This is a genomic window from Kutzneria chonburiensis, from assembly GCF_028622115.1.
GTDB lineage: Bacteria > Actinomycetota > Actinomycetes > Mycobacteriales > Pseudonocardiaceae > Kutzneria > Kutzneria chonburiensis.
Map to the genome: position 1 here is coordinate 5364846 of NZ_CP097263.1, position 14674 is coordinate 5379519.

9 protein-coding genes are annotated in these 14674 nt (G+C 70.1%); 4 read left to right on the forward strand and 5 right to left on the reverse strand.

Annotated features, from left to right (window positions below):
- Nucleotides 1–105 precede the first annotated feature (105 nt).
- Together M3Q35_RS24200 and M3Q35_RS24205 are read left to right on the forward strand one after the other, a co-directional pair.
- Complete coding sequence (locus M3Q35_RS24200) at nucleotides 106–1524, forward strand: chitinase (protein ID WP_273934651.1); 1419 nt, start codon at nucleotides 106–108, stop codon at nucleotides 1522–1524.
- 152 nt (nucleotides 1525–1676) lie between these two features.
- Nucleotides 1677–3557 carry a glycosyl hydrolase family 18 protein gene (locus tag M3Q35_RS24205; protein WP_273934653.1) on the forward strand — a complete coding sequence of 627 codons (1881 nt, stop codon included), beginning with the start codon at nucleotides 1677–1679 and terminating at the stop codon, nucleotides 3555–3557.
- 52 nt (nucleotides 3558–3609) lie between these two features.
- On the opposite strand, the gene M3Q35_RS24210 is transcribed toward M3Q35_RS24205, so the two are convergent.
- The 4 genes from M3Q35_RS24210 to M3Q35_RS24225 form a co-directional block, all read right to left on the reverse strand.
- A complete protein-coding gene (locus tag M3Q35_RS24210) occupies nucleotides 3610–7344 on the reverse strand; it encodes a YncE family protein (protein ID WP_273934656.1) in 3735 nt (1244 codons plus the stop codon).
- A 104-nt stretch (nucleotides 7345–7448) separates the two neighbouring features.
- Nucleotides 7449–8696 carry an MFS transporter gene (locus tag M3Q35_RS24215; RefSeq protein ID WP_273934658.1) on the reverse strand — a complete coding sequence of 416 codons (1248 nt, stop codon included), beginning with the start codon at nucleotides 8694–8696 and terminating at the stop codon, nucleotides 7449–7451.
- Nucleotides 8697–8833: 137 nt separating this feature from the next.
- Complete coding sequence (locus M3Q35_RS24220) at nucleotides 8834–9589, reverse strand: SGNH/GDSL hydrolase family protein (RefSeq protein ID WP_273934660.1); 756 nt, start codon at nucleotides 9587–9589, stop codon at nucleotides 8834–8836.
- Between the two features lie 20 nt (nucleotides 9590–9609).
- Nucleotides 9610–10080 carry a MarR family winged helix-turn-helix transcriptional regulator gene (locus M3Q35_RS24225; protein WP_273934661.1) on the reverse strand — a complete coding sequence of 157 codons (471 nt, stop codon included), beginning with the start codon at nucleotides 10078–10080 and terminating at the stop codon, nucleotides 9610–9612.
- Between the two features lie 61 nt (nucleotides 10081–10141).
- Here M3Q35_RS24225 and M3Q35_RS24230 point away from each other — a divergent pair, with 61 nt between their 5' ends.
- Together M3Q35_RS24230 and M3Q35_RS24235 are read left to right on the forward strand one after the other, a co-directional pair.
- A complete protein-coding gene (locus tag M3Q35_RS24230; protein ID WP_273934665.1) occupies nucleotides 10142–12823 on the forward strand; it encodes an AfsR/SARP family transcriptional regulator in 2682 nt (893 codons plus the stop codon).
- Between the two features lie 41 nt (nucleotides 12824–12864).
- Nucleotides 12865–13701, forward strand: a complete 837-nt coding sequence (locus tag M3Q35_RS24235) for an NmrA/HSCARG family protein (protein ID WP_273934667.1) — start codon at nucleotides 12865–12867, stop codon at nucleotides 13699–13701.
- Here M3Q35_RS24235 and M3Q35_RS24240 read toward each other — a convergent pair.
- Nucleotides 13694–14644 carry a cytochrome P450 family protein gene (locus M3Q35_RS24240; protein ID WP_273934669.1) on the reverse strand — a complete coding sequence of 317 codons (951 nt, stop codon included), beginning with the start codon at nucleotides 14642–14644 and terminating at the stop codon, nucleotides 13694–13696. The two genes, M3Q35_RS24235 and M3Q35_RS24240, sit on opposite strands and share 8 nt — an antisense overlap.
- Nucleotides 14645–14674 lie beyond the last annotated feature (30 nt).

Genomic DNA, 14674 nt, shown 5'->3' on the forward strand with positions numbered 1-14674 from the left:
TGGTCTAGGCCAAAGCCTTGACTTCGGTAATGGTCTAGTCCACATTTCTGAACACCGGGCCCGGCGAAAGACGAACGTGCAAGTGCCTTCGACGAGGAGGGACCTATGCAGCGAGCCAGACTCGCCGCTACTGCGATGGCGGCGGTTGCCGTGGCGGGCGTCGCCGCGGCAGTAGCCGCCAACGCCAGCACGGCGCAGGTCCAGCCGGCCGCTTCCGCCGCCGCGCTAGCGCCCAACGCCCTGTCCAACAACTGGTACGCATCAGCCCCGTACCTCATGCCGGTCAGCAACAACCCGCCCGACCCGACCGTGGTGATGGCCGCGACCGGGCAGAAGGCGTTCCAGCTGGCCTTCATCCTGGCCCCCGACGGCGGCGGCTGCAGCCCGACCTGGGACGGCAAGAACGCCGTCTCCAGCGACACGGCCGTGGCCGGCGTGATCAGCAAGATCCGCGCGGCCGGCGGCGACGTGTCGGTGTCGGTCGGCGGCTACGGCGGCACCAAGCTCGGCCAGACCTGCGGCACCGTGGCGGCCACCGCCGCGGCCTACCAGCAGGTGATCGACAAGTACTCGCTGCACGCCATCGACTTCGACCTCGAAGAGCCGGAGTACGAGAACGACGCGGCCGTCAACAACGAGCTGGGCGCGGCCAAGACGTTGCAGGCCAACAACTCCGGTCTGTTCGTCTCGGTCACCATGCCGGGCACCTCGGCCGGCACCGGCTGGTTCGGCACCCAGCTGCTGGACAAGTCCAAGGCGTTGGGCTTCTCCCCCAACAACTTCTCCATCATGCCGTTCGACGGCGGCTTCGCCGGCGGCTCGGCCCAGGTGAGCGCGCTCGAGGCGCTGCACGGCCTGCTGACCAGCCACATGGGCTGGGACAGCGCGACCGCGTACGCCCACGAGGGCTTCTCCGGCATGAACGGCCACTCGGACAACGGCGAGGTCTTCGCCCAGTCCGACTTCCAGACCGTGTACGACTACGCGACCAGCCACGGCCTCGGCCGCTTCACGTTCTGGTCGGTCAACCGGGACCGCCAGTGCGGCTCCAGCACGGACAACGGGATCTGCAGCAACATCACGCAGAACGACTGGGACTTCACGAAGTTCACCACCCGGTTCGCCGGCGCGACGCCGCCGCAGTCCCCGCCGCCCACCACCACGACGACCACGACGACTCCCGGCGGCGGCTCCTGCACCGCGGCGGCCTGGAACGCGTCGACCCCGTACAACGGCGGGGCGGTCGTCTCGTACGGCGGGCACCAGTGGACGGCCAAGTGGTGGACGCAGGGCGACACCCCCGGCGGCTCGCAGAACGTGTGGACCGACAACGGCGCGTGCAGCGGCGGCACGACACCCCCGGGTGGCGGCACCTGCCCGACGGCCTGGAACGCCTCGACCCCGTACAGCGGCGGTGCGGTGGTGTCCTACGGCGGCCACAAGTGGACCGCGAAGTGGTGGACCCAGGGCGACACCCCCGGGGCCAACAGCCAGAACGTCTGGACCGACAACGGTTCCTGCTGAGCAACGCTTTCGCCGGCGGGTCGGTGCCCCCGATCCCGACCCGCCGGCGAACACCAACCTTCTTTTCCTCCCGCCCACCCACCCTTTCCGCCTTCGGCTCAGCTTCCGTCACTCTCCCTGCTCTCGGAAGGCCCCCGCAGATGAAGTTATCCGTGAGAACGGCCCTGATCGCGGCGGCGGCCGCGACCGTGGCCGTCGGCAGCCTGACTGCCGTCGGCTCCGTCGCGGCGCAGCAGCAACCCCAGTCGGTGGCGGTGACCCCGGCGGCGGCGACCGCCGCGGCGACCAGCGGCGGTCTGCGCATCGCGTACTTCGACCAGTGGTCGATCTACCAGAACGCGTACTACCTGAAGAACGTCGACTCGATCGCCAACAACCTCGACTACCTGATCTACGACTTCGAGAACATCGACCCGTCCGCGCTGACCTGCTTCGAGGCGACCAAGGCCAGCACACCGGACCCGGGCGGCGAGAACGACCCGAACGCCGGCGACGGCGCCGGTGACGCGTTCGCCGACTACCAGAAGTCGTTCGGCTCGGACATCAGCGTCGACGGCACCGCCGACGCGTTCGGCATGCCGATCGTGGGCAACTTCCACCAGCTCCAGGAGCTGAAGAAGCGCCACCCCAACCTGAAGGTCGTGCTGTCGATCGGCGGCTGGTCGTACTCGAAGTACTTCTCCGACGCGGCGGCCACCGACGCGTCGCGCAAGAAGCTGGTCAGCTCCTGCATCGACATGTTCATCAAGGGCAACCTGCCCTCGCAGGGCGGCTACGGCGGCGCCGGCACCGCGGCCGGCATCTTCGACGGCTTCGACATCGACTGGGAGTACCCGGCCTCGACCGGCGGGCACCTCGGCAACCACACCAGCGCCAACGACACGGCCAACTTCACCGCGCTGCTGGCCGAGTTCCGCACCGAGCTGGACGCGCTGGGCAAGCACTACTCTCTGTCCGCGGCCCTGCCCGGCGGCCAGGACAAGATCGCGAAGATCCAGACCGACAAGATCGGTCAGTACATGGACTTCGCCGACGCGATGACCTACGACATGCACGGCGCGTGGGACGCCACCGGTCCGACGAACTTCCAGGACCCGCTGTACTCCTCGCCGAGCGACCCGTCCGGCACCATCCCGCCGGGCACCGAGAAGTACACCATCGACTCGGTGATCAAGGCCTACACCAAGGGTTCCAGCGCCTACGGCATTCCCGGCGGCTTCCCGGCCAACAAGCTGACCGTGGGCATCCCGTTCTACTACCGCGGCTGGACCGGTGTGCCGGCCGGCAGCAACCACGGTCTGTACCAGAGCGCGACCGGCCCGTCCCCGGGCCACGCGCTCAGCGGCAACGTGCCGGGTGTGGCGATGTACAAGGAGCTGTCCGGCGTCGTCGACAACCCGGCCGACACCTTCTTCGACTCCACCACGCAGTCGGCCTGGTTCTACGACGGCACCAACTTCTACGGCGGCTCCTCGCCGCAGTCGATCAAGGCGCGGACCGACTACATCCACTGCAACGGCCTGGCCGGCGCGATGATGTTCTCGCTCTACGACCTCGACCCGGCCTCGACGCTGTTCAACGCCGTGGTCAACGGCCTCGGCGCCGGCACGCCGAGCTGTGGGGCCCCGCCGACGACCACCACGACCACCACCACTACGACGACCACGACGACCACCACCACGACCACCCCGCCGGGTAGCTGCACGGCGCCGGCGTGGAACGCCTCGACGCCGTACAACGGTGGCGCCGTGGTGTCGTACAACGGTCACCAGTGGACGGCGAAGTGGTGGACGCAGGGCGACACCCCGGGCGCCAACAGCCAGGGCGTGTGGACCGACAACGGCGCCTGTGGCGGCGGGACCACCCCGCCGGGCGGCGGCACCTGCCCGACGCCTTGGAGCGCAACGGTTCCGTACAACGGCGGCGCGGTCGTCTCCTACAACGGCCACAAGTGGACCGCGAAGTGGTGGACCCAGGGCGACACCCCCGGGGCCAACAGCCAGAACGTGTGGACCGACAACGGTGCTTGCTGAGGTAGGGGAGTAAAGGAAAGGGCCCGGCTTTCAGCCGGGCCCTTTCTGTTTGTCAGTAGGAGAACTGCTGTACCTGGTGGGCGTCGCCGGAGAACGTCCAGCCGGTCCGGGTGGCCGGATCGAGCTGCACGCCGCGGCCGGAGCCGGGGCCGACCAGGCCGGTCGAGTAGTTCATGCCTCGCACGGTGCCGACTGCCTTGCCGGTGGCCAGATCCACGACCGCCAGCTGGCTGGTGGCGTTGTTGTCGAAGATCAGCCCGCCGACCGCGCCGAATTGCGGCACCGCCGGTGGCGTCTGGAACGCGACCAGGGCCAGGTGGTGCCCGCTGTCCACGGCCAGGGTCAGCGGCGGCTGCTGCCGCACCGCGATGGCGTTGCTGGGCACCAGGGTGTCGCCGGCAACCGGGATCAGGTTGGCGGTGCCGTTGATGTTCACGCTGAACGACCGGTACGACAGCTGGTACGCGGTGTTCGTGCCCTCATCGACGGCCAGCGCGCCGGCGCAGCCGTCCGATTGACCGGCCGGCGTGACGGTCGCGGCGTCGAGGTCGACGCGGGCGACGAGCGCATTGCCGCCGGCGAAGCAGATCAGCCCGCCGCCGGCCTTGGACAGGAACACCTGGCCCGTCTTCTGATTGACGTCGATCAGGAAGTACGTGCCCGCGGCGACGCCCTTGTCCGCGGCGATCGGCTGGCCGACCGTCACGGTGGCGAGGTCGACCGACACCACGGCGTCGGCACGGTCCCCGTTGTGCCACAACAGGATTGCCGCTCGATGCCGGGTGATATCGACCCGACCGCCGATCGGCAGGTAGTCGCCGAGCGACGCGGTGCCGGCCAGCTTCGCCGTCTGGACGTCGTAGACCTCGAGGGCGTTGCCGTGCAGCACGGCCGCGCGGTGCGAGGACGGGTCGACGCCGACGAGCCGGAAACCGTTGCCGGTGGCCAGGTTCGCGCCGTAGGTGCCGGTGATCGGGTCGTAGCGGCGGACGGCCTGGTGGCCGTTGCCGTCATCGGTGACGACGACGGAATCCGTTCCATGGGCGGCGAAATCGACGACCGCGGTGTTGTCCGGCGTGAAACCGTCGTCCAGTTCAAGGAACGAGCTCGGGCTGGCCTGCCCGACCGTCTTGCCGTCGCGACCGAGCGCGATCACCCGCACGTTGTACGAATCCGAAAGGCCGAGGCCCAGCCTGGTCGCGTCGAGCTTGACGGAACCGTTGCGGCCGGCCAGTTTCCGCACCAGCGCGGAACCGCCGTCGATGCCGTCGTTGTCCGGCTGCGTGCCGTTGGCGTTGGTGACCGTGTTGTAGGAATTGAACAGGGTCGGGGCGGGCGAGGAGAATTCCAGCTCGGCGTCGACCGCGCCGGGAAGGCCTCGCACGTCGTAGTTGACGGTGAAGTTCGGCGTGACTCGGTTGAGCGTCAGGCCGTGCAGATTGTCGTTGAAGGTCGGCGCCTGGGCTCGGTGGTCGGCGGTGCCGCCGTCGACCCGGATGGCCACGAATTCGCCGTACACCGGGCGAAGGCTGGTCGAGTCCTGGACGACACCGAGGCCGTAGAGGCCGCCACCGCCGTTGAAGGCGCTGGCCGGGATCGTGACGTCACCGGCGGTCGCGGTCAGCGGAACCTTGTACGGGGCCGAGAAGATCGGCGCGGTCAGCGGGTTCCAGTGGCCGATCGAGGACACCACGAGCTGCGGCGACTTGGTGCTGCGGACGCCGGTCAGGTCATAGTGCACGGTGACCGGCGCGCCGAGCTTCGCCGTGGCCGGCGCGATCGGGGCGGTCGCCTCGGCGTAGGTTCCGTCGGTCGGGCCGATCGCCAGGGTCTTCTTGGCCGACGCCAACACCTTGTGGCCGTCACGCACCTGGAACGTCAGGTCGACAGTGCGGTCGGTCGTGGACACGATCGGCAGCCCGGCGGCCTGGAGCAGCTGCGTCGGCGTGATCCGCACGGCCGGCTGGTCGGCGTGGAAATCCTTGCCGTTGACCGTGACCACGTAGTCCAGCTTGTGGTTGGGCGCGCCGGTGACGTCCGCGCCGATGGTCACCGGGCCGACCAGGCCCTCGCCGCTCGTACCGGTCTGGAGGTCGATGCGGTTCGGGTCGGACGCCTCGGTGAAGTTGCCGCCGAGATTGCCGAACGTGACCCGGTGGGCGACGGAGATCCGTTGGATCTCCGTCTTGGAAGCCTTGGGCAGCAACGAGTCCACTGCCGCGGTGATGTCGACCTGGTTGCCCACGGTGAGCTTGCGGTCGATCTGCGGCGGCGTCGCCACCGCCCGGCCGGTCTTCTGCAACACCTTGCGCACATCGGTCGGGTCCAGGTGCTTGCCGGCGATATGCGCCGCCTGCAACACGACCGCCGCGGCCGCCGCGACTTCCGGCGCGGAGGCCGAGGTGCCGCCGTTGAACACCGCGGTCACGGCCTGCGGCGTGCCGCCGGCCGTGTGGATGAACGACGGAATCCCGTTGCCCGGCGCGGAAACGTCGACCCGGTCGCCGAAGCCCGACGAGTAGCTCATCGCGCCGTTGGTGCGGGTCGTGGCGTACGTCCCGTTGGCCGAGCCCGGCTGCGACAGCGTGTCGTCCAGGGTCGTGCCGCCGACCGCGATCGCGCCGCTGTCGACCACCTTGCTCGGGGCGGTGGAGAAGCTGTCCTCGCTGATGTCGGTGGTCTCGGACACCTTGCGCGCCAGGTCGGTCGGCGTGCTGCCGCCGTCCGGGCCGACCGCCGCCGGGGTGTAGAGCCGCGTGCCGTCGTTCGAGGAGATCGTGACGACGATGTGGTAGTCCCGCACGATGGTGCCGACCACGGACTGGAGCAGGGCGTCGTCCTCCAGGTACCGGCCGGGGAAGCCGTACTGGTCGACGCCGAAGCCGAGGCTGGCGGTGATCACGTTGGGGCGCGGGTTCTGCCGGGCCGCGGCCAGCAGCGCCTCGGCGACGCCGTCGGTGCTGGCCTGCTGCGGCACCACCAGCCGGTACTGCGCGCCGGGCGCGATGCCGAGCAGGTCGGTGGACTTGCTGCCGAGCGCCTCGGGGCGCTGCCTGTCGTGCGGCAGCGGGGCCATCACGGCGAAGTCGAGCAGCACCTCGGCCAGCTGCGCGTCCTGGCCGGTGGTGGTGCCGGTGGCGTCGAGGCCGCCGGAAGTGTTGACGTAGGTCGGGATCAGCGGCATGGACGGGATGTCCAGGTAGCGCTGGCCGTCCTTGACCACCGTGGTCTGGTCGGTCAGGTCGCCGCTGCTGACGTTGGTGATGATTTCGCCGGCGCCGGGCAGCTGGCCGTAGCGGGAGGTCAGGGTGTCGTACGCGCCAAGGGCATTGACACCGTTGGCGTTGAGAAAGCTTTGCAGGGACGAGGTGACGCCGTAGTTGTCGGGCCCGGTGACCGGCAGGTTCGCGGCGTAGCCGGGCAGCGGCAGCTGGCCCGAGCTCATGCTCGTGACGGCCCGGTTCGGCTCGGCGAAGCGCACGCCCGGCTGCTTGCGCAGTTCCTGCGCCGCCTTGTCGACGTCGCCGTCGACGTGCACCAGGGAGGTGTTCGGGAGGCCGTCGATCGCCTTGGCGTTGGCCCCGAACTTGGCGGTGCCGTCCGTGACGACGATGACCGAATCCGGCTTCGGTGACGCCGGTGCTGTTGGTCTGCCGACGAGGTCGCCTAAAGCGGAAGTTCCTTGCTCGGTAAGGGGTAATGGTGCCGCCGAGGCGACGGATGGACCGGCTGCGGTCAGGGCGACGGCCGAAGCCGCCGCCGTGACCAGGACCAGACCGCGCAGCATGGTGCTCCTTCAGGGTCAGCCTGTGTGCCCGAAAACGACCGTGGCGGCGGTCATTCGGGCAACATCGCAGGCTGTCCCGAAGGGAGCAACGTGACGGCAGTCACCTAATGATGGGAGGTGTCCGCGCTTGCGCCTGTTGGACTAACGATCTCCTCGGGCAGCCGGCTGACTGTGTTCAAAGCGCCCACACCGACCGCGGCCAGGGCTGCGACCACGGCGAACGCGTAGAAGCCCCACGGGTAGACGACGCCTGCGGTGAGCAACAGGCCGCCGAGCAGCGGACCGCAGATCGCGCCGATACGTCCGATGCCTGCCGTCCAGCCCAGTCCGGTGGCCCGGGCCTCCGGCGGATAGGCCCGGGTGGTGTAGGCGTAGACCAGCACCTGCGCGCTGAACACGAACGAACCGGACAGGAAAACCGCCACGTACAAGGCAAATCCGGGCATCTTGACACTGAGCACGGCCAGCAGCACGGCCGCCACGACGAACCAGCCCAGCGTGGCCCGCTTCATGCCGACCCGGTCGGCCACCAGGCCGGCCACCAGCAGGCCGACCACGCCGCCGAGGTTCAGCGTCAGCAACAGGCCCAGCGCCGCGCCGAGCGGATAGCCGGCCTGCCGCATGATCTCCGGCAGCCAGGTGTTCAGGCCGTACACCAGGATCAGGCCCATGAACGAGGTGACCCAGAACGCGATGGTCACGCCGATCATGCGGCCGCGGAACAGGGTGGCCAGCGCCTGCTTGATCGAACCGGCGCGGTGTTCGGCCGGTGTCGTCGAGTCGGGCAGGTACTTGATCATCAGCGGCACCACGGCCAGCGCCGGCAGCGCGCCGACCACGAACATGGCCTGCCAGCCCAGCGGCTCGATCAGCGCGATGCCCAGCAGGGCGGTGGCCATCGCGCCGACGTGGTAGCCGGTCATCACGGTCGTGGTGGCCGTGCTGGGCCGGCCGGTGCGGGCGTAGTGCTCGCTGACCAGCGTGATCGCCGTGGGCAGACAGCCGCCGAGGCCGAGGCCGGCGACAAAACGCAGCAGCCCGAACAGGAACACCGACGGGGCGAACGCGCACAGCAGCGTGCACACGGAGAACACCGTCACCGACGCGATCAGCGCCCGGCGGCGGCCGAGCACCTCGGTCACCGTGCCGAGCACCAGCGCGCCGATCGTCATGCCGACCAGGCCGATGGTGGACACCACGGTGGCCGCGGCCGGCGTCAGCCCCCACACGTGGCCACGCAGCAGCACCGGCAGCACGGTGCCCAGCACGACCAGGTCGAAACCGTCCAACAGGACGGCCGACCAGCACAGCGGCAGCACCCACCCTCTTGGGGGAGCTTCGGCGGAAGTCACAGGGCCTCCCTTTTGTTCGCAATGCGCACGGACATGCGTGATGCGAACAGAGTAACGCCGGCGGGGCAACCCGGACAGAAACTCACAGACTTCTCTGCGAATCGGGCAACATCAGGGCGGCGACGTGCCCAGTTCGGTCACGCCCGCAGCAGTTGGTAGGCCGGCAGCTTGGCCGTGACACCCTCGCCGGCGGGGCGACCGGTCAGCCGCCGCCACAGCCACGGGCCGACGTGGTCGGCCACCCACCGCAGCTGCTCGACAAGCCCGGCCGCCACCGTCTTCTCGTGGGTCGAGCCGTCGATGCCCGACGGCAGGCCGTGCAGGAAGGCCAGGAACTCGTCGGCGATGAGCTGATGCCCGTACGGACTGGGGTGCAGCTTGTCCGAGCTCCAGATGGCCGGGTCGACCGGCGCCGTACGGGCCAGGTCAAGGCAGCGCACGTCGTGCTCGGCGGCGGCCTGGCGGATCGTGTCGTTGAGCCGGTGCGCGCGGCGGACGAAGCTGGCCCGCATCTTGGCCGGCAGCGGCACGCCGATCCCCGGCTCGGGCAGCGTCGCGGTCAGCACGGTCGCGCCGGTCGCGGCCAGCTCGCCGTAGAGCGTGCCCAGGTCGCGGCGGAGCGCGCCGAGGTCGAGCCGGGGCCGCAGCAGGTCGTTCATGCCCACGATGACGCTGGCCAGGTCGGGCGCGAGCGCGACGGCCGGCCGCAGCTGCGTGGCCAGCACTTGGCTCGTGGTCAGGCCACGAACGGCCAGGTTGGCGTACTCCACCTCGCCGCGCCTCGCCGCCAGGCCCTGCGCGAACCGGTCGGCCCAGCCGCGCGGGCGACCGTCGTCGGCCAGGTCGCCGATGCCTTCGGTCAGGCTGTCGCCCAGCGCGACATAACGTCTCACAGCATTCGACGGTACCGGGCTCACGGTGACGCGAACCGCTTCTCGTCCCAGCGGCCGTGCGCCTCCAGCATCTTGCGCCCGATCCGCGCCGCGGCGGCGATGTCGTCGGAGTCCAGGATGGACTCGAAATGCTGGTTCACCGCCTGCCAGTAGACGACCATCGTCGTGCCCTGGAGCATCCGCAGGCCTTCCTCGGTCGGCGTCGCGCAGACCGTGCGGCGGTTGTCCGGCGGCTGCACGCGCTCGACCCAGCCGCGCTTGACCAGCCGGTCGACCAGCCGCGTCGTGCCGCTGGGGCTGATCGACAGCAGCTCCGACAGCTCGGCCATGGTCAGGCGACGGTCCTTCGCGCTCTTCAGCCGGTACAGCGCCGCGTGCTCACTGAGCGTGCAGCCGCAGTGCTCCTCCATGATCGCGCTGAGCGCCTCCTCGATGGTCTTCACACCCTGCTGGATGTACAGCCACGCGAGCAGTGGATCGTGATCCGCCATGGCCAAGAGTTGACGGCAGAACACTTCCACTGTCAACTAAAGGCTCACCTGGGGAGTCTTCGTGGAGTTGCAACTGCTGGGGCCGGTGCGCGTGCGCGTCGGCACGGCGGCGGTGGAGCCGGGACCGCGGCAGCGGCGGCTGGTGCTGGCCCTGCTGGCGCTGGAGGTCAACCGGCCGGTGTCGCGGGAGCGCATCATCTCCTGGCTGTGGCCCGACGACCCGCCCCGCAGCGCCGCGCACGCCGTCCAGGTGCACGTGTCCCATCTGCGAGCCGTGCTCGGCGACGAGATGACCATCACCGGCAACTATGTGTTGCAGGCTGATCCGCGGCGGATCGACGTGCACCGGTTCCTGGACGGGGTGGCGCGGGCGGCCGCCGCCCCGAACGACCGGGCCCGGGTCGGCCTGCTGGACCAGGCCTTGGCGTTGTGGGTCGGGCCGGCGCTGGCCGATGCGGCCACGCCGGAGATCCGGTCACGGCTGTGCGGCGGGCTGGAGGAGACCCGGCTCGTCGCCATGGAGGACCGGTTCGACGCCCTGCTGCGGCTCGGCGGGGACGCCGTCGTCGGCGAGCTCACGGCGCTCGTGGACGCCCATCCGACCCGGGAACGCCTGGTCGGGCAGCTGATGCTGGCCCAGCACCGCGGCGGGCAGACCGCTCAGGCGTTGGACGTCTTCCGGCGCACCCGGGCGCTGCTGGCCTCGGAGCTGGGCATCGACCCCGGGGCCGAGTTGCAGCGGCTCGAGCTGGCCATTCTCCGTGACGACCCGGCATTGTCCCCGGTTGCCTCGACCGTGTCCGAGTCGGTCGGCCGGACCCGGTTGATCGGGCGGGACGGGGACATCTCCGATGTCGTCGAGCGGCTGCGTCAGGGCACCAGGCTGCTGACGCTGACCGGGCCCGGCGGCGTCGGCAAGACGCGGCTGGCCGTGGCAGCCACGCGTCGGCTGGCTGAAGACGTGCCGATGGTGTCGCTGGCGCCGGTGCGCGATCCCCGTCTGGTGTTGGCGGCGATCGCCGACGCACTGTCCATTCAGGACACCGGCGATCTGCGCCATACGCTGCCGGCGTACCTACGGGAGCGGCGTTTGGTGCTGCTGCTGGACAATCTCGAGCATCTGCTCGACTCCGCGCCGGACATCGGGTGGCTGCTGGATGCCGCGCCCGGGCTGACCGTCGTCGCCACCAGCCGTGCGCCGTTGCGGTTGAGCGGCGAGCAGGTGCGACCGGTGGAGCCGTTGGACGGGCCGTCGTCGGTGGCGTTGTTCCTTGAACGGGCCCAGCAGGCAGGGTCGCCCGGTGTGTTGGATCCCGTTGTGGTGGCGGAGATCTGCGCACGCATCGACCGTCTGCCGCTGGCCATCGAGCTCGCCGCTGCTCGCACTCGGCTGCTGTCGGCGTCGGCGCTGTTGGACCAGCTGCGTGGTTCGCACGACCTGCTGACCGACGGTGCCCGGGACCTGCCGGCCCGGCACCAGACGCTGCGCGCCACCATCGCGTGGAGCTACGACCTGCTGCCGTCCGAAGAGCAGGCCCTGCTGCGGGCGGTGGCGGTGTTCGCCGGCGCCTGGACGGTCGACGCCGCGGCCGCCGTCGCCGACCTCGACACGACGACAACCTTGCGGCTGCTCGGTTCCCTGCTGGACGGCAGTCTCGTCGTCCGGCAGGACGATCGGTTCCTGCTGCTGGAGACCGTGCGGACTTTCGCTTTGGCCCAAGGGGATTCCACTCTTGCCCGGGACCGGCACGCCACGTATGTCGTGCGCACCTTCGCGGCGGCTCGGCGCGATATGGAGGGGCCGGACCAGGCGCTGTGGTTCGACCGTCTGCACCGCGAGCAGGACGACCTGCGGGCCGCGCTGCGGTGGCTGCTCGACCGGGGGCGGTTCGAGGAGTGCGCGTCGGTGCTGTTCTTCATGCCGTACTGGGTGGTCGGCGGGCACCAGGCCGAATACCGGCGTTGGGCCGCCGAGGTGCTGGCCGGCCCGCTGAGCGTCGACGCCCGCGCCGGCGTGCTGGGCATCCACGGGTTCGCCGTGTACGGCGTCGACCAGGCCGAAGGCCTGCGGGCCACCGAGGAGGCGGTGCGGCTGGCCCGTCAGGCCGCCGATCCCGCGATCCTCGGGCCGGTGCTGCTGATGCGCGGACATGTCGTGATGTGGCGTGAGGACAACGCCCTCGCCGACGAGGTGTTCGCCGAGGCCGAGACCGCGCTAATGGAAAGCGGCCAACCGAGCCATTACGCCGTGGCTCGGGCCGCGCACGCCACCGTGGTGCTGGCGCTCGGGCGGCCCGACGAGGCCCGTCGGATGCTGGCCCGGCTGGAGGCCGACCGCCGGCAGGCCGGCATCGGCTGGGACCTCGGCGTCACCCTGGTCTACCGGGGGCTCGTGCTGATCCGGCTCGGCGACTGGGACCGGGCCGAGCGGCTCATCCGCGACTCCGTCGCGCTGACCCACCATTTCGGCACCGGCACCACGATGATGTACGCGCTGAACTACCTCACCGTGATCGCCGCACACACCGACCGTCCCCGTCGCGCCGCCCGTTTGGCCGGTGCCGCCGCACGCCTCGTCGAGCAGGCCGGGCCCCACACGCTGCGGGACATCGTCCGCCACCTGACGCAGGAGGCCACCGACAAGGTGCGGGCCCTCGTCGGTCCGGCGGACTTCGACGTGCTGTTCGGCGAGGGCCATGCCCTGACCTGGGCGGAAGTGGTGGCGCTGGTGGCGACCGAATAAAAGACTTGCTTGCGGAACATTTTCACGGTCAAACTTTGTGCATGGAACCTTTGACTGTTGCGGTGACCGGCGCGACCGGAACCCAAGGCGGCGCGACCGCCCGAGCGCTGGTGGCGGCCGGCCATCACGTTCGCGCCCTGACTCGACGGCCCGATGCCGTCGAGCTCGACGGCATCGAGGTCGTCGCCGCCGACTTCGACGACCCGGCGTCGCTGGACCGGGCGTTCGACGGGGTCGACGCGGTCTTCCTCGTCACGACACCGTTCGGCACCGACCTGGACACCGAGGTCCGCCAGGGCGTGACCGCTGTCGACGCAGCCGTGCGGGCCGGCGTCGCGCACATCGTGTTCACCTCGGCGACCAACGCCGACCGGGCCACCGGCATCCCGCACTTCGACAGCAAGTGGGTGGTGGAGCAGCACCTCGCGCAGGCGACCGACAACTGGACGGTGATCGCCCCGGCGGCGTTCATGGACAACGTCGCCGGCGGCTGGGCGGCACGGTCGCTGCGACAGGGCCGGTACTCGCTGCCGCTGTCGCCGGGCACGCCGCTCAAGCTCATCGCCGCGGCCGACATCGGTGCCTTCGCGGCCCTGGTCATCGGCCGGCGCGAGGAGTTTCTCGGCCGCCGCATCGACATCGCCTCGGACGAGCGCACGGGCAAGGAGATGGCCCGCACGCTCGGCACCCGACTCGGCCGTGCCATCGAGTACGACGCGGCGAGCGTCCAGGACGTGGCGCACTACTCGACCGACCTGGCGGCGATGTTCGAGTACTTCGAGCGCGTCGGCATGGACGTCGACATCAGCCGACTCCGCTCGGACTACCCCGAGGTCGGCTGGCATACCTTCACCGAATGGGCCTCGTGCCTCAGCTGACCAGCACCGGCAGGCTTTCCACGGCCCGGCTCAATCTCGTGAACTGCCAAGGGATCCGCGCGGCCGGCACGGCCAGGCGCAGGTCGGGGAAGTCGCCGATCAACAGCTCCAGCACGGTCTCGGCCAACACGCGGCCGAGCAGCGCGCCGATTCGGTACTGCACGCCGAGCCCGACCGTGCCGACGAAGCGGCGGTCGGACGGACAGTCGATGCCGGCCAGCATGACGACCTCACCGGCCGGGATCACCGTGCCGCCCAACCGAACCGGTTCGGTGGTGCAGCGGAATGTGCCGACATGCAACGGATCGCTGCCGGTGACCAGATCGGCGACGACATCGCCCAGCAGCGCGGGCTCGTTGCGTACCAAGGCAATTCGGCGCGGGTCGGCCAGCAGCGCCGTCATCGCGTTGGCCACGAAGCCGCCGGCGATCTCGACGGCGCCGATGACCAGCATGGCCACGAGGTTCAGCATCTCGTCGGGCGACGCCTTGGTGGCAGCCAAGGCCGACATGAGCTCGTTGTCGGCCTGGGCCGAGCCGGCCCGTTCGTGGACGGCGAGCAGAATCTCCGTCCACGAACGGGTTTTGTCGTCGGCCGGCAGCCCGAGCAGCTCGCACGTGAGCAGCAGCGGCAGCGGCCGGGCCACCTCGGCGACCAGGTCCACCGACCGCTGGTCGTGCAGCGGCGCGAGCAACTCTGTTGCCAGCAACCCGATCAGCGGCCTTAGTGGTTCCACGTGATCAGGCGTGAACACCTCGTCGGCGAGCCGCCGCAGCCGGTCGGCCGATTCGGGGCACAGCAAGGGTTCCGCGACCGCCAGGGGCAGCGCCCGCAGCGCCTGGCCGTCGATGTCGCAGCCGTCGATCACGTGCTCGACGGCCCGCGTGTCCTTGCTCAGCCGCTGGTCGGCCAGCCCGGCCCGGACGTCCTGATATCCGGTCACCAGCCACACTTTCGCCCCGGCCGGCGTCGC